This is a genomic window from Desulforhopalus glucosivorans (assembly GCF_054397165.1).
In genome coordinates, this window is sequence record NZ_AP044854.1 from 623,561 (window position 1) to 646,970 (window position 23,410).

General features: G+C 43.3%; 15 protein-coding genes. 8 read left to right on the top strand and 7 right to left on the bottom strand.

What is annotated here, in order from left to right; translation table 11 throughout:
- Positions 1–153: 153 nt before the first annotated feature.
- Positions 154–876 (top strand): hypothetical protein, encoded by a 723-nt coding sequence (locus tag ACX6CI_RS02705; protein ID WP_458776643.1) that lies wholly within the window; start codon positions 154–156, stop codon positions 874–876.
- 171 nt (positions 877–1,047) lie between these two features.
- Here ACX6CI_RS02705 and ACX6CI_RS02710 read toward each other — a convergent pair whose 3' ends face one another.
- From ACX6CI_RS02710 to ACX6CI_RS02730, 5 genes are all read right to left on the bottom strand, one after another.
- On the bottom strand, positions 1,048–2,958 hold the full coding sequence (locus ACX6CI_RS02710; protein ID WP_458776644.1) for a hybrid sensor histidine kinase/response regulator: 1,911 nt from the start codon (positions 2,956–2,958) through the stop codon (positions 1,048–1,050).
- A gap of 377 nt (positions 2,959–3,335) precedes the next feature.
- On the bottom strand, positions 3,336–3,983 hold the full coding sequence (locus ACX6CI_RS02715; RefSeq protein ID WP_458776645.1) for a response regulator: 648 nt from the start codon (positions 3,981–3,983) through the stop codon (positions 3,336–3,338).
- Positions 3,984–4,034: 51 nt separating this feature from the next.
- Positions 4,035–6,239, bottom strand: coding sequence for a cache domain-containing protein (locus ACX6CI_RS02720; RefSeq protein ID WP_458776646.1), 2,205 nt, complete (start codon positions 6,237–6,239; stop codon positions 4,035–4,037).
- 289 nt (positions 6,240–6,528) lie between these two features.
- Positions 6,529–7,413, bottom strand: a complete 885-nt coding sequence (locus ACX6CI_RS02725; RefSeq protein WP_458776647.1) for a CoA-transferase subunit beta — start codon at positions 7,411–7,413, stop codon at positions 6,529–6,531.
- An 84-nt stretch (positions 7,414–7,497) separates the two neighbouring features.
- Positions 7,498–8,514 carry a CoA transferase subunit A gene (locus tag ACX6CI_RS02730; RefSeq protein ID WP_458776648.1) on the bottom strand — a complete coding sequence of 339 codons (1,017 nt, stop codon included), beginning with the start codon at positions 8,512–8,514 and terminating at the stop codon, positions 7,498–7,500.
- Positions 8,515–8,971: 457 nt separating this feature from the next.
- Here ACX6CI_RS02730 and ACX6CI_RS02735 point away from each other — a divergent pair, with 457 nt between their 5' ends.
- The gene (locus ACX6CI_RS02735; protein WP_458778423.1) at positions 8,972–9,283 is read left to right on the top strand and encodes a peptidylprolyl isomerase; all 312 of its coding nucleotides are present in this window, start codon (positions 8,972–8,974) and stop codon (positions 9,281–9,283) included.
- A 161-nt stretch (positions 9,284–9,444) separates the two neighbouring features.
- Here the strand turns inward: ACX6CI_RS02735 and ACX6CI_RS02740 are convergent, their stop codons facing one another.
- Positions 9,445–10,887: a GGDEF domain-containing protein gene (locus ACX6CI_RS02740; protein WP_458776649.1), complete on the bottom strand. Its 1,443-nt coding sequence runs from the start codon at positions 10,885–10,887 to the stop codon at positions 9,445–9,447.
- Positions 10,888–11,383: 496 nt separating this feature from the next.
- Complete coding sequence (locus tag ACX6CI_RS02745) at positions 11,384–12,295, bottom strand: PilZ domain-containing protein (RefSeq protein ID WP_458776650.1); 912 nt, start codon at positions 12,293–12,295, stop codon at positions 11,384–11,386.
- Between the two features lie 674 nt (positions 12,296–12,969).
- Between ACX6CI_RS02745 and ACX6CI_RS02750 the strand changes: the two genes are divergently transcribed.
- From ACX6CI_RS02750 to ACX6CI_RS02775, 6 genes are all read left to right on the top strand, one after another.
- On the top strand, positions 12,970–14,058 hold the full coding sequence (locus ACX6CI_RS02750; RefSeq protein ID WP_458776651.1) for a GGDEF domain-containing protein: 1,089 nt from the start codon (positions 12,970–12,972) through the stop codon (positions 14,056–14,058).
- A gap of 276 nt (positions 14,059–14,334) precedes the next feature.
- A complete protein-coding gene (locus tag ACX6CI_RS02755) occupies positions 14,335–16,032 on the top strand; it encodes a PilZ domain-containing protein (RefSeq protein ID WP_458776652.1) in 1,698 nt (565 codons plus the stop codon).
- 594 nt (positions 16,033–16,626) lie between these two features.
- Positions 16,627–17,412, top strand: coding sequence for a transglutaminase domain-containing protein (locus ACX6CI_RS02760; RefSeq protein ID WP_458776653.1), 786 nt, complete (start codon positions 16,627–16,629; stop codon positions 17,410–17,412).
- Positions 17,413–17,531: 119 nt separating this feature from the next.
- Positions 17,532–18,995: a circularly permuted type 2 ATP-grasp protein gene (locus tag ACX6CI_RS02765; protein WP_458776654.1), complete on the top strand. Its 1,464-nt coding sequence runs from the start codon at positions 17,532–17,534 to the stop codon at positions 18,993–18,995.
- Positions 18,988–19,962, top strand: coding sequence for an alpha-E domain-containing protein (locus ACX6CI_RS02770; protein ID WP_458776655.1), 975 nt, complete (start codon positions 18,988–18,990; stop codon positions 19,960–19,962). Before ACX6CI_RS02765 ends, ACX6CI_RS02770 begins: the two co-directional genes overlap by 8 nt.
- An 86-nt stretch (positions 19,963–20,048) precedes the next feature.
- Positions 20,049–23,369 carry a transglutaminase family protein gene (locus tag ACX6CI_RS02775; protein WP_458776656.1) on the top strand — a complete coding sequence of 1,107 codons (3,321 nt, stop codon included), beginning with the start codon at positions 20,049–20,051 and terminating at the stop codon, positions 23,367–23,369.
- Positions 23,370–23,410: the final 41 nt, after the last annotated feature.

Sequence of the window (23,410 nt, forward strand, 5' to 3'; positions counted from 1 at the left end):
GATCGCTAACTGGAAATTGTATACGTCGTATGATTTTGTGATAAATATGACCGAAAAATTCATGGAAAAGGGGAGGGGGGGCCAGATTTGATGTAGTCAGTAAAACCGGTATGGTATACCTTGATCTTTCCCCAAAAACCTAGAGGAGGGTAAATGTTTCTTGACTCAAATTCGCCACTCCTGATACAAACAAAACATGTTGCTCTTGTTTTTGAGGATTTATGTTTATTTTTTGAGGAAAAGGAACCTACTATGACCCAACTTGTAAAATGCAAATTCTGCAAAACAGAATTTGCCTCGAATGCAAAAGCATGCCCTAAATGCGGGAAGCCCCCTTTATCCACTCAATTAGGAGTGATTGCAATTACAATTGTTGTAATCCTTTGTGCTGTCATTTTTATCGTGCCTCGTTTGCCTTCCTTAGACCCATCGTCACTGCCCCCTCAAACTCTGGGTGAGGAAAAATCTATGGAAACTGTAACTTTGACAGCAGAGCAGAGAAAACAAATTGAAAACAAATGGGGTGGAGCGCTCTTATACCACTGTCAAGAACTCCAGAAAGCTTTTGAAAAATTCAGGCAGGGAAATTTCAATGCGTATGCAGTATACAAAAAAGGTCAGTGGTTACCAGAATTTAGTAAAAATAGTGATGTAATGGTAACCGGCTGGAGAGAATTTGGATCGCCTGCCAAGAATCCTGATTTTAATAATATGAAAGAAATTTTAAGTGCAATGACCGATTTAAATTCAGTCTCAGTAGATATATTGTCTTATATTAGGAAGCCAAAGGAAGATGATTTGCGAATTATAAATAAGAAATTTGCTGAAATTTCTGAACTATCAGCACCCTACTCGGCATTTAAGCCAAACCCTTAATCTGTATAATTTTCTTATAATCAATCTGATTAATAAATGAGAATATCATAGCTGAAGATCCTGCGCTATTGTTAAAGAAACGATTTTAAGCAAGTCAGCTAGAAAAGTCTATGCAGTGACACGAGCAAGTATCGAGGAAGCTATCGCCGATATGTTGATAAATTAGGATGGTTACACGGATTCTACTCCGCAGAGAGCAATATATAGATTTTCAGCGAGATCATTTAAGGAATAAGGTTTCTTTATATTTGTTCTGAGGCCAAGTTCTTTGAGAGATTCAAGGCAATTTGGGTCAGAATAGCCGGAAATCAGAATCACCTTCTGGTTCGGAGTTATCTCCTTAATCCTGCGGTACGTTTCAAGCCCATCAATGCCTGGTTCCATAATCATATCCAGGAGGATGAGATCGAATTGTTTTTGTTTAATAATATCTATGGCAGACTCGCCATTTATTGCAACATCAACTGAGTAGTTCAGATACTCCAACATAGAACTAGCAATCTCTCTTTGCTCCTCTAAATCATCAACCACTAGAATGGTTTGCCCCTGCCCCATTGTAAGTTGGCCCTCTTTCGGCGTATCTAAATTAGAGACTACTCGTTCGGTTGCAGGTAAATAGACTTTAAAGGTCGTGCCAATACCCAGGACACTTTCAACTTCTATATATCCCTGATGGTCTTTGACGGCATTCCATACAATGGCCATCCCCAAACCAGAACCACTATTGCCTAGAATTTTACGTGAATAAAAGGGTTCGAAGATTCTTGAGATGTTCTCCGGGGGAATACCAGTGCCATCGTCTTGAACGGTGAGTATTACATAGTTGCCCTCAAGGACAGTCTCGTAACCTGATATTGGACCATCTATATGTCCGTTTTCAAAGGTGATCTTAACACTGCCTTTTTCCGGAATAGCCTCGACTGCATTGAATATGAGATTCATTGCCACCTTGCTCAGGTGTACAGGCGAACCTTCTATCAGCATCAACTCTTTTTCAATAGAAGTTGTAATGTGGACCCCTGAGTGGCTCGCAATTAACCTCTCAAACTCGGGACTTGCAAGAAAATCCTGTACTACAATGCTAATGTCGACAGGCTGCTTTACCACAATATTTTGTTGTGCAAGCGTTAAAAGGTCCTGGACAATAACAGCAGCCTTCTCCCCTGATCGCTTTATTGTTTCAAGTGGCTTACGCAACGGATCTGATTCATCGACTTTCATGAGAATCAATTCAGGGTAACTCAGTAGCCCTGACAAAATATTGTTGAGATCGTGTGCTACACTTCCGGCCAAGAGCCCTATTGCCTCCATTTTCTGAGCTCGCTCCAATTGCTCCTCCAATCGTTTCTTTTCGCTCATGTCCAAGAACGCTTCAAGAAAGTGGGGTTCGCCTTCTAGTTCGATACGGCTTACAGTTTTTAGAATAGGCAGATCCGTACCTTTGGGACATATAAGTGTATATTCACCTTGCTGATTTTTTTTGTCAGGATGTAGCAGCATCGGGCAATTATCTTTGTTTGCACCAAATACATAGTCTTGACATTGACAGCCGACAATATCACCCTTGGCAGCTCCAATCATGGATTCCGCCATTGAGTTGGCGTCTTTTATCTGGAGGGTTTTTTCCTCGATTATCAGCACTCCTATGGGTAGGTTGTCCAAAATCTGCGTGAGCTTTTTCTCCCTTTCTTTGGCTGTAATCTCAGCTTGTTCTCGCTCTTGAACTTCTAGTCCAAGAATCTTGTTTGCTTTTAGTAGTTTATGTCGCTCCTTTTCTAATGCTTCTGCTGACACACGAGCCGCTTCGTAGCGGTTACGAAGCATAGTGTTCATCGCATTTTGCAAACGAACACCAAGGAAAACAAATACAGCACCAAAAAAGAAAATAATACTAACGAAGATTTCACTTATAACTTCAGTTTTTGTATAAATAGCCACTGCCACAGAGAAGTAACCGATCAAAAAAAACAGCATCAACACAGTGTGAACTGTTTTGGAATTCTTGAAGGGTGAAAGCTCGTGACTGTCAAATTCATTGAAAATACGGTAAGATTTGAGGCTGTAAATTAAACTGGAAAACATGACAACAGCGCCACACAGGATTATACCTATTGAAATTATAGAAACAGAGTTCATCTAGCGTTGTTGCCTATGTTGTTTATTTTGAAATTCGTCAGGAATAACGGATTCTTGTAAACTATAAATATTCACTCCGAGTAGTGCTCTCCATAGTTTTCAAGTAGTCGAATCTTCCACTGTTTTGATTGTATCACACAGCGTGGTATTTTCACAACACACCTGGTTCTTAAACTATACAAGAGATAGAATGATGTTTGTCAGTTATGATAGGTGAGGAAAAGGTATCTATCTTCAGCTGAGTTACAGGATTACAGTGATGACATTCCTATGGGTGATATCTTTTTGAGGATATTCTGTTTTAAAGTAACATGTTAAATGGATTACAACTCTCCCTTTTCAAACCAGCGGACTGCTGAATGGATCAGATCCGAAGCGTTGTGGAGGTCGAGTTTCACCTTTATTCTTTCCCGATAGGTGCCAATAGTCTTGGCGCTGAGATCAAGGCGTGAGGCTATATCCTTCGTGGTCTTTCCTTTGCCTAGCAAGCGGAAGACATCGAGTTCCCGGTCGGTGAGGCGGTCTATGGGGCTTCGGCTGTCCTCCGGAGAGTGGTTGAGGAATTTATTAAGAACATTACCCATAAACTGTTTCGAGGCATATCTTTGGCCGCTGCAGACCAAACGTATCGCCTCGATAATGGATTCTGAGGTCTCTTCTTTCATGATATAACCACTGGCCCCGGCGCGAAAGGACCGTTCGGCATAGATTGATTCGTCATGCATGGAGAGTACGAGGAGCGGCAGATTGGGTGACTCCCGATTCAGTTCCGTAATGAGCTCAAGACCGTTTCTGCCCTTCAGGGTTATATCAACAATAACCAGGTCAGGCTTTTCTTGAGTAATCACCATCATCGCTTTGGTGATTGTGTCGGCCTCCCCGCAGACGTGGAGGTCTTTTTCAGTTTCAATGAGTTCCTTGAGTCCTGAACGAAAAACCGGGTGATCTTCAACGATTACGATGCGAGTCATAGTCATTACCTTTTCTTCTGTGTTCCACTGCCAATTGATCGTTAGGTAGTATTAAAGTGCCACTTGTTCTTCAATAGTGACTCCATTCAGTGCCAGGATTACCTGGGTTCCCCTTTTGTCTCCAGGCTTAACGGTGAGTTCTGCGCCAATACGCTCTGCCCGGTACTGCATTATTTTTAGGCCCATGCCACCTGCAGAGTGTTGTTGGGAGATGCCAATGCCGTCGTCTTCTACAACAATTCGAATCCGCTTGCCCAACTTTTCCTGGCGGATGATAATGTTTTGGGCCTCGGCGTGTCGTACCCCATTGGAGATTGCCTCCTGGATGATCATGAAAATGTGAATGGTATCACTGCTGTCATCAAAAAGGAGATGTCCACGTCCCTCATAGGAGCAGGTAATAGTATAGACCTCCATCGTATTTTTTGCGAGTTCCTCGATAGCCGCTTCAAGACCACGGTCAACCAGAAAGACGGGACAAAGCCCTCGGGCCATGCCCCGCGATTTATGGACAGCGTCTTTTATCAGGGTGTGAATCTTTTCGGCCAGAGCGCATGTTTTCGAATGCTCCTCTTCGAGTTTTTTCTGGAGAATTTTGGTCATGACTTCGGTGCCTATCAGATGGGGGCAGAGATCATCATGAATATCCTGACCTATTTTACGCCGCTCCGTTTCGCCAATATCAAGGATTCTCTCCTGGAGGAGCTGGCGTTCTGTGACATCCTCTACGATAACCAAGGCATATTTGTCCCCCCAGAGGTCAATGAGGTCGGCTGACATCATGGCCTGTCGTACCTCCTTTTTACGATTACGAAAGGTTATGGCTCGCTCTCGGATATGATTACTGGATTCTAGTATACGTTGCAACGTTGTTAGTTCTTCAATAGATGACAGGATGCCCAGGCGCATCAATGAACGGTTGAGCAGAAATTCACGCCTAAAACCGGTTGTTTTGACAAAACTATCGTTGGCACTGACTATCAGTCCCCCAGGGTAGCTGAGGATCATGATTCCAAAGGGACTGAGGCTGAAGGCTTTGGAAAACATCTCTTCGGATTGTCTCAGGGCCTTTTCTGCCTTGGTTCGTACTCGGATTTCTTTTTTCAGGTCATTACTATATCGTTCCATCCTGGCCATAAAGAGGTTGAAGAACTTGGCGAGTTGTCCGATTTCACCACTGTATTCTTCGGCAATTCGAGGGGTAAAATCCCCTTCTGGTACCATGGAGAAATGGGACATAATCTCATGCAGGGGGGCGGTTATAGTACGGCTGATTATTAGAGAGAGGGGTAGAAGCAGCAGTAACGCAATTATGGCTACTCCGATCATAAAACTTCGGATGGTGTCCAGCGGTGCAAAGATTTCATCGAGGTAGCTGGAAGAGGAAACAATCCACTCGAACTGGGGAATGTAATTAAAAGTCACCAGTTTTTCCCGTGGCTTCTTGTCACCTGGATTTTTCCAAGGGTAGATGATGGTTCCTTTTTTTTGGCGGCAGACCTCCTGAATGAAAAAGCGACCCTGGGCATCTTGTTCATCATAAATATTATATCCTTCCAGTTGCGGATGGAGGACCAGATTGCCTTTGAGGTCCATGACATAACTGTAGCCACTTTTGCCAAAGGTGAGAGCCAGAAATTTTTCTCTGAAATCGTCAATTTTCACCAGTTGACGAAATTCGCTGCGATAGGTTGAGACGGAAATAATCCAGTCCCACGGTGCAAAATAGGCCATATAGAGGGCTTTTCCACGCGGGTGGTGCTCGCTCGGGTTTTTCCAGTCGTAGACAAGATACCCATCTTTACGGCGCTTTTGGTCGGTAACAAAATCATAGCTGGAGATATCTTCGCCGACCAGGGATTGCTCCGGGTGGACCTGAAGGACCCCGTTGCTGTTGATGGAGTAGATATATCCGGATTCGCCAATATGCTGGTGTAGAAAAACCTCAGCGACCCGTTTCTTGGCTTCACGCTCCGAGAGTTCACCACGTTGAGCACGCTGGTAGTAATATCTTGTTATTTCGAGATTTTTTTCCGCTGTGGCCCGTAGATAGTTTTTCAGGGAAACTTCGGTTGCTGTTTCGACAATATTGAGCAGAGTGTTGGTGGACTGCACAAGCTCCCTTTCAATATCGTGTTCGATAGTCTGTTTCAGGAAATAAAAAATGCCGAGCCCGGAAGCAATTAAAATCAATAGAAAAGCGCTGGAATAGCTGAGGAACAGCTTCGTTCGGATATTGAATTGGAATGATCGCATTGCCCTGACTTATCTTATGTTTTTAGTACCTTACTTAGGGAAACCTGTCATGAAAAATATGAAACTGAGTTGGGTTAATTTCATTGTTCCGAGCAATCTACAAGGTACTTATCCCGTTTGTCGGGGTTAGGTAAACTGCATCCTATGGACAAGCCAATATACGGTAAATAATTTAGTTAGGCAAGGAGTGTGGGGAGCACGGGAAATGTAGAAAAGGCGAGCTGGCTGTAAAGATTTTTATGTTACAGCCAGCTCTAGCTCCCTTATGCGCCTACCGATCTATAAACTGCTATAGACCCTGGTGAGAGGAGAGTGGCGCAGGTTCGTGGAGGATGGGGGGCATCTCGATGTTATTTTCAATGTTACTTTTTTCATCTACCTTAGGTCGCTTCACAAAGGCCTGGGTAGGGTCAATATTTTCTCGAATCATCTGAATTTCTTCCACCGTTGGGGGGGCAAAAGAAGAGACGTTCGGAGCAACCAGCAATTCAAAGCCTGTGGCCGCCTGGATAGACTCGATGGTCTCTCCGGGGAATGTCTGCAGGATACGCATGCGATGTGTCTCTTCATCGAAGTCGAGGATTGCCTTGGTGGTGATAACCCGGTAGGGTCCTTTTCCCTGAAGACCCGCATTGTAGCGCGCATTGGGGCTACCATCAAGATAGCCTGGGCTGGTTACATACTGGAGCTTTCTGCTGAATTTACGTTTATCATGGGGGACGATAAGGATGGTTCGCTCACAGGAGGCGGCCATATCACTGGCACCACCGCTACCAGGCAGGCGTACTGTAGGTTGTTGATAACTGCCAGGGAAATCTCCAATCATGGTGGAATTTAGGTTTCCGTACATATCCACCTCAGCCCCTCCGATAAAGCCGATATCAGCATAGCCGCGCTGGGTCATTTCAAAAGCTGTGTTCAAACCGTTTAAGAACGAAGCCCCGGTAAAGGTTTTGGAGTCACCAACCGAAAGTGGTAGGCCAACTCCTAGCGGCGGGCCAACCGCCCCGGCTTCAAATACTGGGATCAAGCCGGGCGCATGGGTCATTTTGGCAAGAAGAGATGCAACCATTGGCAGGCCTGTGCCTACAAATACAACTTTATTATCTTCCAGAATTTTAGCTCCCGCCACAACGATAATTTCCTGGGCGGTATAATCAGTAGAAGCAGTCATGGTAACTCCTCATTGTTTGGATTTATGGGTATTGCTCTATCTCAATCACCTTGCTGGAATATGGTTTGTATTGTTGATTATGATCTACGCCAGACGTTCGCAGTTGCCAGCTTCGGCTGCCTGGCTTGCTAATAATTTTTTATAGGGAAATTTGGAGATAAAATCGCTGAAGTTATTTACCCCAAGGATGTTTTCGTCATAATAGTTCTCCAAAAGTTCGGACTTGCCGTCTTTTCGAAATGCTTCTACTGCTACATGGAAGTTTTTGATATGTTCTCCATCGAAGTAGTAGTGACGCCGACAAGCACCCGGGTAGGCACCAAAGGGGACTTCAATGATAGCGTCAACCGCTAAAAATGGGATCACCACATCTTTGGGTTTGCCCGCCACCAGTTCATGGGATACGAGCTGTTCACAGGTAACTATAGTATGGGCTGAGGCCATGGCTATCTCAGCGCAGGTACAATCAGTTCCGCGAATTATGCAGTTACCGTACTTGTCAGCTGCCTGGACGTGTATGATTGCAACATCCGGATTACTGGCAGGGAGTAAGGTCAATGGGCGATTGGTGAAAGGACAGTCGATAACCCTGGTGCGGTTGGTTTTGATCAGATCACTCCCAAGTGGTCCGCGGGAGGGAATAAAAGGTAGGCCCATGGCTCCGGCCTTGAACCGTGCAGACATATTGAAGTTACTCCAGTCTTCAATCTCAACCAGCCCTCGTTCGGCCAGATACCTGAAACAGGGGGAGAGCCCGAAGGCCTCATGGGCCCAATAGGCAAGTTCTATACGTTTAATGGAGAAATGTTTGTCATAGAGCATCATCGCTCCGGCCAGATAGTCAGGTGCCATGCCGGCAGACTGCCAGGAAAGGGTAAGGTCCCTGAAGCCATGACGAATCATTTCATGGGTAATGGCAATAGGTTGGCGGATATTGACAAAGCCACCAATAGCAACATTATCGTTATCTTTGATAAAGCGACTCACTGCCTCTTTCAGACTCATCCGCTTGTCTCTCATGGATTTATCTTTATTTACAAGCACTTCTCTCGCTTCATCGGGAGACAATCCAGTCCAGTACATCTCGGTGTTGTTTGCCATATTTACCCCTCTTATTTGTAGTACAACCTGTTAGTGTATTTACATAAGGACGATATTCTATGGACTTGTACTTGTAAATCGGTGAGGAACTGAACTTTTTCTGGCGGGAAACTTCAGGGGGTGAAGGAGGGAAACCTTAAGCCCTGTAGGTTTAAAACCTACAGGAAGAGCTGTCATAAAAACAGGTAGCGTCGACTCCGAGAAATTGAGTGTTGGGAAACTTGCTGATATCGCACTATTTTCAGATAGTGACCGCAGGGAGACCTTCGGGGAACTTATCCAGCATTACTAAAAATTTTTCCGCTTGTCCGGTTAGAACTTAGATGAGTCACTAATGATAGTGTCTTTTTGCTTATTTTGAAGTTCAAATTTTTACTTTTGAACAAAAATGGGGTGGATTTATACCGCTAGTAACACTACTATCCCTAAAATACGAAGTGTCAGTAAATAATTACCAATTTATAAATTAAACAATACAAGGAGATATCTCATGGCTAAAGCAAGCGCCCGACACATTTTGGTACTTGATGAATCTGAATGCAATGCTCTGAAAAAAATGATTGAAGGAGGCGATGATTTTGCAACGGTCGCCAGCCAGCATTCAAAATGTCCATCAGGAAAACAGGGTGGCGCGTTAGGAGAATTCTCTCCAGGTCAGATGGTTAAAGAGTTTGACGAAGTTGTTTTTTCCGGAGAAATAGGAAAGGTACTTGGTCCTGTGAAGACACAGTTTGGTTACCACCTCATCGAGATCACCAGCAGAAGCTAATACGTTGATGGTCTAAATTTGAAGTAGTAAAGGATCAAAGGTTCAATCTGGGGCAACAGGGTTGGGCCTTTATCTTGTATGCGATTGATATGGTACCATTGCTTTGATCATTAATTTTTAAATTCCAATACCTTGTCTGATGTATTGGTAAATCGACATTTCTATTGAACCGCCACTGTGGTTGGCTTGTCATGGGAGGCAGAAGAGGTTCTATCCAGTTCTATCTTGTTTTTGCCGGATTTCTTTGCGTAATAGAGTGATGCATCAGCATGGCGAACCAGTACATCCTGGTGAGAGACATTGAGCTCAGGGTGAGATACACCACCAAGACTAACTGTCACCTTGATAGATATGTCACCTTCCATAACTGTCATGTCTTGAACTGCACGCCGAATGCGTTCACCAACCTGTCTCACATCTTCCAGTGAAGCGCCGGGTAAAACGACCATAAACTCCTCACCACCATACCGAATCAATATATCTCCCTCACGCAGCATAGATCTCGACATTTTAACAACATTTATCAAAACCCTATCACCTACCATGTGCCCGTAGGTGTCATTGATCAGTTTAAAGTCATCTATATCAAATATGATAACCCCAAGCGGTGAATCGGCACGAACAGAACGAGTATATTCTTCGTGTAATCTTTTAACCCCGAAACCACGATTGTAAATCTCAGTCAGGGGGTCTAAAATGGCGAGCATCCGCATTCGCCCATGGGTCAGGGAGTTGTTTAAAGCTAATCCCAGGCCAGTTCCCAAAATTTCTAGCCTATGTAAAATTTCTTCACTATATTCATGTGGTGACGCCAGGACAAAAACCCCTAGAGAAACACCTTTGTATAAAACAGGGGTTACCAGAACGTGCTTAGCCCGGTGATGACCAACAATATGGTCTATCACAACGTCTTCAGCTTCAGGTAACGTCATTAGTTTAGGCTGTCCTTGTTGAAAAACTTCATCAACATATTCACTTTGAGCTATTTCATCTGGTTTTCCTACACCATGGCTGGAAACTACCTGCAGAGCTCCTTGATGCTCTACGGCTAACAAACCTCCCTCTGATTGAGAATAAATTAAAATTTGTTGGAGAGCCTTCTCTGCGAGAGGTTCAAGATCTAAACACGTCGTTAACATGTACGTAAAAGAACGAGCCGCCCTTTCAGTGGATATAGTCTGCCGAAGAGTTTCAGCCAGTAGGTTGAAGGCATAGGCACTCTCACCAAAAACATCGTCAGAATCGACAACAATATGACAGTCAGTTTCTCCACAGATATCTTCGGCGAATTCATTTGAGATGTCAGATCCTTCTGGATTCTGCTTAGTTCTTTCACGCATAATTCTTGCGAGATTGGTCATTTGTTGGCCCACTCGACTAAGAGTTGACAAGCGATCTCCAACTATTTTCCTGGCTAACCCAAAATTTACCACTCCAGCAATTAGTCCAGCGGAGATACAGGAAGCAAAAAAAGGATATGTTAAGGTATACTCTTTCGGAACTCCAAGCATGGTAACAAAAAAAGGAAACACGGTCCCAATTGCAAAACCAAAGGCCAACATAAACAGCCCTAAATCGGTAAATACTTTTTTGGTAATTCTCATTAATAACTCCGGTAAATCAAGGCGTAAAGCCAAGTAGAAAAAACTTACAGATCAAATCCATCACAAGGTTTTGGGTCCATTTATTCCCTAATGTTACAAACTTCACAACTAAAATAGTATCACTATGTCATACTATTCTCCATTCTCAAAAGCATTTTGCTGAAAATCATGACTGCCTCAAACGGAGCGAACCCTATGTGTGATGAATTGAGATGGGACATGAAGTGAGTACAACACTCATATGGAAAGAGGAAAAAATGGTGATTTCCTATTATTTAGTCAATAGAACAGGTGAGCCCTGGCGTTGATTAACTTACAGATCGTCAAAATATGTTTTTACAGTGAAAGCCGTGAACAGAACTGTACCCGCAAGAACAAAACGGCACTTTTACGGGGAGCAGTGCCTTTTCTTCCAATGGTTCATTTAACAATGAAGCTGCCTTAGAAGGATGTTGTACCGACTTATTGATAAAGGACATATCTTCATTTAGCTCTATTATTTGTCATAATAGACACCAAATTGTTCCTCGATATCTGATAATTCTCTTAAATGTTTTCTTTGCACAAGAGCGACAATTTTTTCAATGGAAGATTTTACTGCCGGTACGCGGAAGTTAAATTTCAAACCAAAACAATGCTGAATTCCAGTTGAATTACGCAGGTTTGTTACATGAATTATTGACGCTTCAACCAAGACTGGCTCTTCACTGGGTATTTGCAGATCGCATAGTATCTTTTGGCCTGTTTGAAAGTCTGTCTGTCTACCCATAGGGTCAATGAGAGACATACCATTGATACTGATATTTAATGGTGTTGTCGTTATTGTCTTTTTTTTAGGTCTTTCTACAGTGACTTTAAAATTCATTCCTTTTGGTACTTTTACTCTAAACTCTCTGGCACTTGATGTTTTTCTGGCAACTAATGGAAAGCTTAGTTTAAGGACTGGCATATCACCAAGAGATGTTCGTTGTTCAAAAAAACATCCTATTTCGACCGCTTCCCCTGAAGAGATAATTCTGAGTAATACTGGTACTTCACGGTTTGGATGGGCAGAGATGAGGAAATTGCCCATACTGGGTTCAAGGGGAGTGATGATCAAAGAATTATGGTTATCCAAATACGAACCTGTTTCATGATTTGTTTCGTTTAAATCCTGATCGCCCATGCTCTCAGGTCCTGCATCTGGAAAAGGGTTATCTAAAATCCGACAAAAAAACACCTGTTCAAAGTCAGGCAATTTCACTTCGACAATAGACTCATTCAACAAAGCACCTTTTAGCGTATTAGCTAAAGATTTTTCGGAAATATCAAGTTCATCACTCTCGACGTATTGATGAATATTTTCAGATGTATATTTAATCAGAGGGAAAAATGTCTGGAGCTGTGTGAGAATGAGATTCTGGTCCATATGTATTGAAAATATTGTGAGGTTAACAAGGTAATAATAAGGATATTCTATCCTTCCTCCTCTATGCTAAACTAATCCTGTGGTCATTGGAATACAAAAAAGAAGCACAAAGCGTACCAGTTAGAGCTTTCTCAGGTTTTGAAGGTAAGTGTCTAGTAATACAGTGAGATTCTGTATAGTCTGTTAAATATATAATCATCAAGAAATAGATCAGTTCCCAATGACGTCATTCAAAGTTCAAGTATGTAACTCAACACTATCAGGTTCACCTCCTAACCTGTCATAATTCCATTTGTTGGTCTGTACCAGTATAGCGTGGGTGAGATTGATTCTCTACGCATCTATTGGAGATGAGTGTGTACTACTCCAGTAAGAATCAAGCATATATAAATTATATATAGGGTAAGTTTTAGAAAACATTGAGTAAAATAGTGTGAAAAGAGTTCTTGATGTTGTGTAGAGCTGATAACATCAGTATGTCAATTGTAAAATTATAGCAAATTATTGGTGGCTGAAGGTACAGTTATTCTGAAAAAATGGTATTAAATAGCTGAGAATAGGTATATGTGCCGATGTTTTTATGAATATTTATTTGTATAAACATAATTCTGGCGGCCCACTTATACTATGAGGCCACCAGTTCGCGCTGTTTGTTAATTCAAAGATAGATTTCAATGGTAAAAAAAATATTCATAAATCTTTTCTATGCAGGACAGCTGGAGATTGATAGTGCCAGTGTTCGTAAACAGATTCTCATTTGTTCAATTTTTAACCTGACTGCATTTATTCTACTCATTCTTTATGGAACCCACGCGGCGTTGCAGCAGAACTATCCTATCGCAGTTGTAGATTTTAGCGTTTGTGTCATCAATGCACTCAACTATATTTATCTTCGAAAAACCGGAAACTATAAAATTTCGTCCCAGATAGTTGTTTACATGATGGGGACTCTCTGCCTCTATCTTTTTTGTTCGGGGGGGAGTTATCAGACGGGACCATTGTGGTCACTTATGATGCCCAGTCTGATCTTTTATATTTTAGGTCTGCGTGTGGGCAGGATTGTTTTAACATTATTCTTTTTGACAATACTGGCTATTGTGGCCTTACCTGATAATCTAGTTTCAATAAATAATTATCCACCCTCATTTTTCTTTCGGTTTATTGGTGCTTTTCTGTCGGTCAGTATTATCGCATATGCCTATGAGTACACCCTCGAAGACGGCCGTAACGAGTTGTTGAACTTGAATGAAAAACTCGACGCTCTCTCAAGAATAGACAGTCTGACCGGCCTTGCAAATCGAAGGGATATAGTCGAGAGGATGGAGCAGGAAGTGAGGCGGTATGAGAGGAGTAAGGACACATTCTGTGTTCTGATGGCAGATATCGATAATTTTAAACAGATAAATGATAATCAGGACCACGCCTTTGGTGACCTTGTTTTACAGAAGGTTGGTGCTGCTTTATCTCATTCGACCCAGAAAAGAGACTGCGTTGCACGTTGGGGCGGAGAGGAGTTTTTGATCCTTCTGACGGATACGTCTCTAAAGGACGCCACTCGTATTGCTGAGAGGTTACGTAAAAACATTGCTGGATTGGAATGTGTTACAGATGATATTGTAGAAAAGGTTACCCTTAGTATAGGGGTTGCTGAGTACGATAAGGTCAACAGTGTAAACGAGTTGGTGAAAGAGGCTGATCGGTTTATGTATGTTGCTAAAAATAAGGGTAAAAACCAGGTCGTTTCAGCGCTGTGTCACTCGTGAATTATCTGTAACTATTTCACGGTTACAGTTCTCTATCTCCATTCAAAAAGTATGTATCTATTTTCAGTCTCTCCCTATAGACTTGTGTCTGCGTGGGTAGTGTTATATTGAATTTCTCCCCTTATTTCTTGCATATCGGTGGTTGTAGTGAGTATGGTTGTCGGGTTACTCCATGAGCGCTATATGGTGTATTGTTTGTTTAAAAGCTCGTGGAGAAGGTGTCTTGACTGATTCCTATATCGCTACATAATAATCTTCTCTTTTTTGAAAAGAATTATGAATGATGAAAAATTGAAATGCTCTCAGTGCGGAATTGTTGCACAAGAAGGACAATACTTCTGCGGGGATTGCGGTCAAAAGTTGAGGACTGTGTGTACATGCTGCGACTCAGCTAATCCACCCGGATATAAATTTTGTGGGCAATGCGGTAAAGACCTCAGAATCCTGGGTACTTTGGTGCTTGATCGAGCCGGTATGATCGTAGAAGTGGATAACACTGCCACTTCGATTTTACGCACTCCAGGTGACAGTCTCTCAGGTAAACCTTTTTCAATTTTTGTTAATATAACGGACCGTGCTTTCTTCTTCTCTTGTTGGAATGTGGCATTAAATTCCTCCAAAGAACAAGATCTGGAGGTGGAACTCAAGACGGAGCAAGATAGTACAATTAGTACTCGTCTCATCCTCAAACCTCTGGCTACATCCGGTAGAACAGTTAATAGCCTTCAAATGGAAATAGAAGACATAACTGATCGTGGCAGAACCCAGCAAAAGTTGGAGGAACAGGAAAAAATATTTGAAATTATAGGTTCAATAACAGAAATATTCCATCCCGCTAAAAGGAAAACCCGGCAAAAGACTATCAACGGTGTCCTCGAAAAAATTGGTATGGTATCACTTGCACAATACACATTTGTTTCAAGAATCGATCCGGTGAGTATGTTACTATTTACAGAGTTTAAGTGGCAACAAACAGATACTCCCCAAACATCAAAATCTGTTATAACTCTACCTCTTGATACCATTCATCCTGTCCTTGATAAACTGCAGAAGGGTATGACATACATCGCTGAAGATTTCAGCTTGTTGATTCCTTCAGAATGTAATCTCTGGCAGAGGTGGCACCCGGGTTTTTCGTCTCCTGGTTCCATAGCCTGCGAGCTGATATGTCGTGACTATAAACCAGTTGGTATTATCGGTATAGTACGAACTGAGAAGGGGACGTGGCCACGAAACATTATAGTGCTTTTGAAACTTGCAGCTCAATTAATTTCTGAAACATTGCCCAAAAGTCTGTCAGGTAACTCACTGCTTCAACCAGCAGATGTCTCAGTGGGCCAAAGTCGTTTTGAAGACATTTCGTTGTACTCAGGGGAGAGTGATGATTTTGGCGACATAGAGATAATAATAGATGAACATGAGGTTGTTGAAAGAGCTGAAAACCTTGATCAAAGAATGCTGATTGAGCCTGTCGAAGAAGGTAATCCAGATAGTGCTCACCCGGTTTTTGCCTCAGATGATGGTGCCTATGCTCTTCAATGCCCCAAGTGTGAACGCAGTGAACTGGTCGCACCAGAGTATTTCAAAACAAGTGGTTGGATTCTAAACGTAACCTGTCCCTGTCGTTGTTCTTTTCGAATAATTCGTGAAATGCGAAAAGCGTACAGAAAGAAAGTTCAGCTATCAGGATCCTACACCCATGTGCCAAATGATCGTACTTATCTTACTGTTCCTATGAAATGGATTTCCATGGAGGTTACAAATATCTCTAAAAACGGCTTGTGTTTTAAGGCACCCATGACACAATCATTAGAGATTGATGACGATATACAGCTCAGATTTAACCTTGATAATTCGAGTAATTCACTGATGAAAAAATCGGCAATCATAAAATCTATTAGAAAAAACAGTGTGAGTTGTCAGTTCCAGGATGCTGATGAGAACGATACAACCCTTGGCTTTTATTTTCTGTAGGTTTGTAAGGTTTTTTTTACCAAATCCACAGCGGAGTTGACAGTTTGTTGCAGTGTCTCTTTTGTTTCCCCATTTTTCATTGTATTTCCCCGTATATTCATTCATTATCCAATGGGTAATAGGCACATTCCAGGCACATTTTCTATACGTCCGTTGTAAAAGTAGTCTATGGAAAAGTCCGTTTTAACTGGATGAGAGGTTACTGTAAAATTACCAGCCGATATTCCCATCTTTTGTAAGCTCTACACCTTCTTCTATTGAAGCTCTTTTGTGAAAAATACCAGTTGTAACTCGTTGTTTTTTACCTGTTGTCAGGTGACTTCCAGTGCAGAAGAGTCTGTAGATCCTCATTGTTGTTTACTCAAAGTATCATTTACGACAAGAGTCTAAAAACGCTTGTGATTTTATCTATTAAGTATATTGTTTGTTAATTAGACCATACGGAAAATTGGTTTGTGGTCATTCGTTATGGGTAATAGGTGAGTCTGGCACTGTTATTGCTATTGTTGCTTTAGGCTGTGTCTCTGTTGTGATACTTTCACCTCCGAATAAATGGGGTGGTTGTGCGGTACTGTTTTTATAAGGCGAATCTTTATGCAATTACAAATCAGTTGTGATTTATCCTTTAGTATTATCGTTCCGACTCCGTTTGTTTTTATGTTAAGGCCCCGCAGTGGTGCCCATCAATGGGTCTGTTTTGAAAAGTATAGTCTCACACCCTTAACTGCAGTATCTGAGTTTACAGATTACTATGGCAATCTCTGCCAGAGGTTAGTAGCACCGATCGGAGATTTTTCTGTTTCCACTAGAGCCGAGCTGGTCGTGTCAGATGGCGTTGATACGGCTCCGGGCGGCCTGTTTGTTGAGATTCAAAATTTACCCGACTATGTTCTGGGGTATTTATTACCAAGCCGTTACTGTGAATCGGAACTATTCAGTGAAATGGCTACAGAAATTACTGCAGGGAGCAACTGGGGGTATGATCAGGTTTCTGCAATTGAAACCTGGATCCGCACAAATGTCCGTTATGAATTAAGTGGTAGTGATGAGACTGTATCCGCCAGCGAGGTAAATATGCGAGAGTGGGGCGTCTGTCGTGATTTTGCCCACTTAGGGATTGCGCTTTGCCGGGCTCTCAGTATTCCGGCTCGCATGGTTGTTGGTTATCTCCATGGCTTAGAACCGATGGATATGCATGCCTGGTTTGAAGCATATATAGCAGATCGTTGGTACACCTTCGATCCTACACAAAGAAATTCCATAGGAGGATATGTGGTTCTTGGTTATGGTCGTGATGCAGCGGATGTCGCCGTGTATAACCAGTTTGGTCCACCAGTTTTTCCGACAATTAAGACGATTAGCGTTGAACGTATAGATTAAGGATATTTCAGCAGGGCGGGGAATATCTTGTTATTTGATACGGCATTTATATTACAATTTTGTAGTATTTTCTCAGTTTTATATTACAAAAATCACTAATAATTTTAAGGTGAGTTTTCATGGAAACATTTTCAACATACGATCCTGAAGGATTTTATGACGAGTTAATTGATGAAAAGGGTAAGCCGCGCCCTGGTATTCAACTGCTCGTGGATAAAATTGAGTCATTGCCAAAGGGTGATTTACAACTGAGGCAGAAAGAGGCGGAGGCCCTGCTTTTAAAAATGGGCATCACATTTAATGTGTATGGTGAGGATCAGGGAACTGAGAAAATTTTCCCCTTCGACCTTATTCCTCGGATTATTTCAGATAATGACTGGCAGCAGATTGAGGTGGGGCTTAAGCAACGTATCTATGCCCTCAATGAATTTCTACAAGATATCTACAACGATCAAAAGATCCTAAAGGATAAGGTCATCCCCAAGGATCTTGTCCTGAGCAGCAAGACGTATCGAAAGGAGTTTGAGGGATTTACTCCACCAAAAAAAATCTGGTGTCACGTCACTGGGACTGACCTTATTCGTGGAGCTGACGGCTGTTTTTATGTCCTTGAAGATAACCTGCGATGTCCCTCGGGAGTATCCTACGTCCTTGAAAACAGGCAGGTACTTAAACGAACCTTTCCCCATGTTTTTGAACAATCGAGGGTGCGTCCTGTAGAGGATTACCCTGGCAAGTTGATGGAAATGCTTGAATATCTGGCTCCAGACGGTATTGACTCCCCAACGATTGGGGTGTTGACTCCCGGTATATATAACAGTGCCTATTTTGAGCATTCATTCTTATCACAGCAAATGGGTGTTGAGTTAGTCGAAGGCCGTGATCTTATTGTTTCGGATGGTTATGTACATATGCTGACCACCAAAGGCTTAAAACGAATTGATGTTCTTTATCGAAGAATTGATGATGATTTTATAGACCCGACCGTATTTCGTCCTGACTCTCTCTTGGGTGTTAAGGGGCTGATTGATGTGTACAAAAACGGTCGAATTGCCATGGCAAATGCACCTGGGACCGGCATTGCTGACGATAAAGTTATTTACGCGTATGTTCCTGAAATCATAAAATATTACACGGGTGAAGATGCCATTTTACCTAATGTCCCAACCTATATTTGTGAAAAGAAACAGGACAGATCCTATGTATTATCTCATCTTGATGAATTGGTTGTAAAAGCTGCCAATGAGTCCGGGGGCTATGGGATGCTTATCGGTCCTCACTCAACAGTAAAAGAGCGGGAGCAGTTTGCAGCACTGATAGAGGCAGAGCCCCGCAACTATATCGCTCAGCCTACAATTTCTCTTTCCCGGGTACCAACTCTTGTGGGTGATGGCCTGGAAGGGCGACATGTGGATCTGAGACCATATATAGTGTTTGGGGAGGATATTTATGTGCAGCCGGGAGGGCTGACCAGGGTGGCGCTTAAAAAAGGATCTCTTGTTGTCAATTCATCCCAGGGCGGTGGAAGTAAAGATACCTGGGTCCTGTTGCCAAGTAAAGATAAGGAGAACCAGAATGCTTAGTCGCGTTGCCAATTCAATTTACTGGATGTGTCGATATATTGAACGGGCTGAAAATGTTGCTCGTTTTATAGATGTTAACCTCAATCTCCTACTTGATCTTCCAACTGATGACAGGGAGCAATGGTCTCCGCTTATCAAAACCACAGGGGATCAGGCACTGTATGAAAAAAAGGAACAAGCGTACAGTCAGGAAGATGTTATCTGGTTTATGACCTTTGATCGAAGTTATCATAATTCAATTCTCAGTTGTGTTTCTGCAGCCAGGGAAAATGCCAAATCCATTCGAGAGATTATTTCTTCGGAAATGTGGGAACACCTTAATAATTTTTACCTGGAATTAGTAAGTGAAGAGTCAATAAAAATGGCCATTGAGGATCCTGCTCGTTTCTTTAAAATAATAAAGATGCGAAGCCATCTATTCACCGGTTTATTGGATTCGACCATGAGCCACGGTGAGGCGTGGAATTTTGCCAGGTTCGGTATGATGATTGAACGGGCGGATAAGACTTCGAGGATACTTGATGTTAAGTATTTTATGCTGCTTCCCCAGGTAGGCCTTGTTAATACGCCTATTGATAATCTTCAGTGGATTTCTGTACTGCGATCCGCCAGTGCATTTGAAATGTTCAGGAAAGAATATCATAGGGTAAAGCCGGCTAGTGTTGCCGATTTTCTCATCTTTAACAGGTTCTTCCCACGTTCTATTTATCATTGTGTTGAAAAAGCTCAAATATGCTTGCATCGTATTTCCGGCTCTCCACTTGGTGCTGCTTCAAATCCAGTGGAAAAAAAGCTGGGTCGCCTTAAAGCTGATCTTGAATACACAGATATTGAAGAAGTTATCGAATCCGGTTTACATGAGTTTTTAGATGAGCTGCAGACGCAGTTTAATCAAATCGGTGGTACCATAGGTGAAACTTTCTTCAACATAGAGCCAAAGGTTCAGACAGGTATCAGCGAACAGTAACCGGCAGTTAATATTTCTCACCCATGGGTTATAAATATGGGGTGGACAGTGGTAAAAACAAAAAATCACTTTATTGAGGAACAGTAGTGGGAATCCATATAGCTCTACATCATAAAACGACCTATAAATACGATCGCCTGATAAATCTTGCTCCACACATTGTCAGGTTGCGTCCCGCGCCCCATTGCAGGACACCAATTTTGAGTTACTCAATGCAGGTGACTCCAGCCGACCACTATATTAATTGGCAGCAGGACCCCTTTAGTAACTATCTTGGCAGGCTCGTTTTCCCAGAGAAAACAACGGAATTTGAGGTTCAGATTGATCTTGTGGCGGACATGATCATTATCAATCCCTTTGACTACTTTCTAGAGCCTGATGCCGAAGAATTCCCCTTTGGCTATGAAAAGACATTACGTAAAGAACTACGTCCTTATCTGATTAAAAAACGGCTGGGCAAAATGTTTAAGGACTATGTTGCCGAAGTGGATGTCAGCCCAAGGCGGACCATCGATTTTCTTGTGGATCTGAATATGAAGCTGAGTAATGATATCAGCTATCTTATTCGTATGGAGCCCAACGTTCAAACCTGTGCAGAAACCTTGACCAATAGAAGTGGGTCTTGCAGGGATTCGGCCTGGCTTTTGGTTAACATTCTCCGTTCGTTTGGGCTTGCTGCACGTTTTGTCTCCGGATACCTGGTGCAGTTAAAGCAGGATGTGAAGTCCCTTGATGGGCCATCGGGTACAGACGTAGATTTTACAGACCTCCATGCCTGGACGGAAGTTTATCTGCCGGGGGCTGGCTGGGTTGGTATGGATCCTACTTCCGGGCTTTTTGCAGGAGAAGGGCACATTCCGCTTGCCTGTTCTCCTGAGCCTCAGAGTGCTGCTCCTATTACTGGTGCTCTTGACGCCTGTGAGGTAGAGTTTAGCCACGAAATGTCTATTGCCCGCATCCTTGAAGATCCTCGTTCCACAAGGCCTTATCCTGAAAATGTATGGTCTGACATTTTAAAACTGGGTGATAAGGTCGATGAAGAGTTGAATGCTCGTGATGTTCGATTGAGCATGGGAGGAGAGCCCACCTTTGTCTCCATTGATGATATGGAGGGAGCGCAGTGGAATACAGAAGCTCTGGGGGAAGAAAAGCTTGTCCTTTCAGAAACGCTCATTAAAAAATTATGGAAAGAGTGGGCGCCCGGTGGATTTCTTCACTACGGCCAGGGCAAATGGTACCCTGGAGAATCCCTGCCCAGGTGGGCCCTTGGCTGCTATTGGCGAAAAGATGGTGTAGCGATCTGGCAAGACGAGCAGTGGCTTGCCGATGTCTCAAAAGATTACGGCTTTGATGTTGGTGAGGCTGAAACATTTATTAATACTCTGGCTGATGTTCTTGAAGTCAACAAAGAGTATGTTCGTGAAAGTTATGAGGACATCCTCCATAACCTTTTAAAAGAACAGGAACTGCCAGTCAACGTTAGTCCAACCGACTCAAAACTTGACGACCCCGAAGAAAGAAAGCGAATGATCCGAGCCTTTCGGCGTGGTTTAGGCTCTGTTGTTGGTTATGTCCTGCCATTACAATATGGCTCCTGGAAGAGTGGTCCCTGGACATTTAGGGGAGAGCACATGTATCTGTTGCCCGGCGACTCGCCCGCTGGACTTCGCCTCCCTCTTGATTCATTGCCATGGATTGCACCTGAGGACTTACCTCTTGATGAACCCCTTGATCCAATGGTTTCAAGGGACCCACTGCCTGATCTTAATGACCGAATTAAAGCGGGTGATAGCGAAGCCTCAGTGAGTTCTACAATTGCCCGGGATACTGTTCAGCCGCAACCTGACCCCATAGAAGATCCGCAACCCGTAGAAGGGAAATCCGCGGCATGGCTTGTGCGCACTGCTCTTTGCGTGCAACCGAGGGAAGGGCGCCTCTATGTCTTTATGCCGCCGATTACCTCCCTTGATGGTTATCTGGAACTGGTTCATTGTATTGAGAAAACAGCAGAAAAGACCGGGCTTCCTGTGGTGATAGAAGGCTATGGCCCACCATCGGATTATCGATTGGAATGTCTGAAGGTGACTCCAGATCCAGGTGTTATTGAAGTCAACATCCAGCCAATGCACAGCTGGAAAGAAATGGTGGATTGCACAACCACACTCTATAATCTTGCCCGGGAAACACGTCTTGGAACTGAGAAGTTTATGGTTGATGGCCGTCACACAGGAACCGGAGGTGGTAATCACATCGTCATCGGTGGAGCCACTCCTGCCGACAGTCCTTTTTTACGCCGTCCAGATCTACTACGTAGCTTTGTAAGTTTCTGGAATAACCACCCATCCTTGTCCTTTCTTTTTTCTGGGCTGTTTATGGGGCCGACAAGTCAACAACCCCGTATTGATGAGGCACGGCACGATAGTTTGTACGAACTGGAAATTGCCTTTGCCGAGCAGGACAAACAAACCATGGGGGATCAACCCTGCCCACCATGGCTTGTGGACAGGTTATATCGTAATCTTCTGGTTGATGTCTCCGGTAACACCCACCGGGCTGAATTCTGTATTGATAAGCTCTATTCTCCGGATAGTTCAACGGGGCGTCTTGGCCTGCTTGAGTTCAGGGCTTTTGAAATGCCGCCCCATGCCAGAATGAGCCTTGCACAACAGCTTCTTTTACGAACCTTTGTCAGCTGGTTTTGGGTGCATCCCTATAGGCAGGACTTAGTACACTGGGGGACACGGCTCCATGATAAATTTATGCTCCCGCAGTTTGTGCGCGACGACTTTACTGATGTCTTGTCCATTCTGAATGAGGTAGGGTATGAATTTTCCGTGGATTTTTTTCATCCACATTTTGAATTTCGTTTTCCTATTTATGGTAGAGTAGACTATCAGGGAATGCAACTCGAGCTGCGTCAGGCCCTTGAACCGTGGCATGTTCTTGGCGAGGAGGCGGGTGGCGGTGGCACTGCCCGCTATGTTGATTCGTCGGTTGAACGACTGCAGGTGAAAGTGTCCGGGATGACCCAGGAACGGTATGTAGTGACATGTAATGGTAGAAAGGTCCCTCTACAGCCGACCCTTGAAGCGGGTGTTTTTGTGGCTGGAGTTCGGTATCGTGCCTGGCAGCCGCCATCGTGCCTTCATCCGACAATTGGTGTTCATGCACCTCTTGTGATCGATCTTTTTGATACCTGGACAGGGAGAGCTGTTGGTGGCTGTACCTATTACGTGGGGCACCCAGGTGGACGCAGTTATGATATTTTCCCTGTAAATTCATACGAAGCGGAAGGAAGACGTAATTCAAGGTTTATTCCCGGAGGGCATTCTCCGGGGGCACATGTGAACGCTCCTGCTGACGAGGTTAATCGTTATTTCCCATACACTCTTGATTTGCGTACCTGAAAAGAGTAAATAACGGGCAGTGGAATCAATAAAGATTTCAC

What these genes read in the sequence shown, in the direction of transcription:
- ACX6CI_RS02715 (WP_458776645.1), bottom strand. Translation starts at nt 3,983, where the DNA reads ATGACTCGCATCGTAATCGTTGAAGATCACCCGGTTTTTCGTTCAGGA.
- ACX6CI_RS02730 (WP_458776648.1), bottom strand. Translation starts at nt 8,514, where the DNA reads ATGGCAAACAACACCGAGATGTACTGGACTGGATTGTCTCCCGATGAA.
- ACX6CI_RS02740 (WP_458776649.1), bottom strand. Translation starts at nt 10,887, where the DNA reads ATGAGAATTACCAAAAAAGTATTTACCGATTTAGGGCTGTTTATGTTG.
- ACX6CI_RS02755 (WP_458776652.1), top strand. Translation starts at nt 14,335, where the DNA reads ATGAATGATGAAAAATTGAAATGCTCTCAGTGCGGAATTGTTGCACAA.
- ACX6CI_RS02705 (WP_458776643.1), top strand. Translation starts at nt 154, where the DNA reads ATGTTTCTTGACTCAAATTCGCCACTCCTGATACAAACAAAACATGTT.
- ACX6CI_RS02725 (WP_458776647.1), bottom strand. Translation starts at nt 7,413, where the DNA reads ATGACTGCTTCTACTGATTATACCGCCCAGGAAATTATCGTTGTGGCG.
- ACX6CI_RS02765 (WP_458776654.1), top strand. Translation starts at nt 17,532, where the DNA reads ATGGAAACATTTTCAACATACGATCCTGAAGGATTTTATGACGAGTTA.
- ACX6CI_RS02770 (WP_458776655.1), top strand. Translation starts at nt 18,988, where the DNA reads ATGCTTAGTCGCGTTGCCAATTCAATTTACTGGATGTGTCGATATATT.
- ACX6CI_RS02720 (WP_458776646.1), bottom strand. Translation starts at nt 6,239, where the DNA reads ATGCGATCATTCCAATTCAATATCCGAACGAAGCTGTTCCTCAGCTAT.
- ACX6CI_RS02745 (WP_458776650.1), bottom strand. Translation starts at nt 12,295, where the DNA reads ATGGACCAGAATCTCATTCTCACACAGCTCCAGACATTTTTCCCTCTG.
- ACX6CI_RS02750 (WP_458776651.1), top strand. Translation starts at nt 12,970, where the DNA reads ATGGTAAAAAAAATATTCATAAATCTTTTCTATGCAGGACAGCTGGAG.
- ACX6CI_RS02760 (WP_458776653.1), top strand. Translation starts at nt 16,627, where the DNA reads ATGCAATTACAAATCAGTTGTGATTTATCCTTTAGTATTATCGTTCCG.
- ACX6CI_RS02710 (WP_458776644.1), bottom strand. Translation starts at nt 2,958, where the DNA reads ATGTTTTCCAGTTTAATTTACAGCCTCAAATCTTACCGTATTTTCAAT.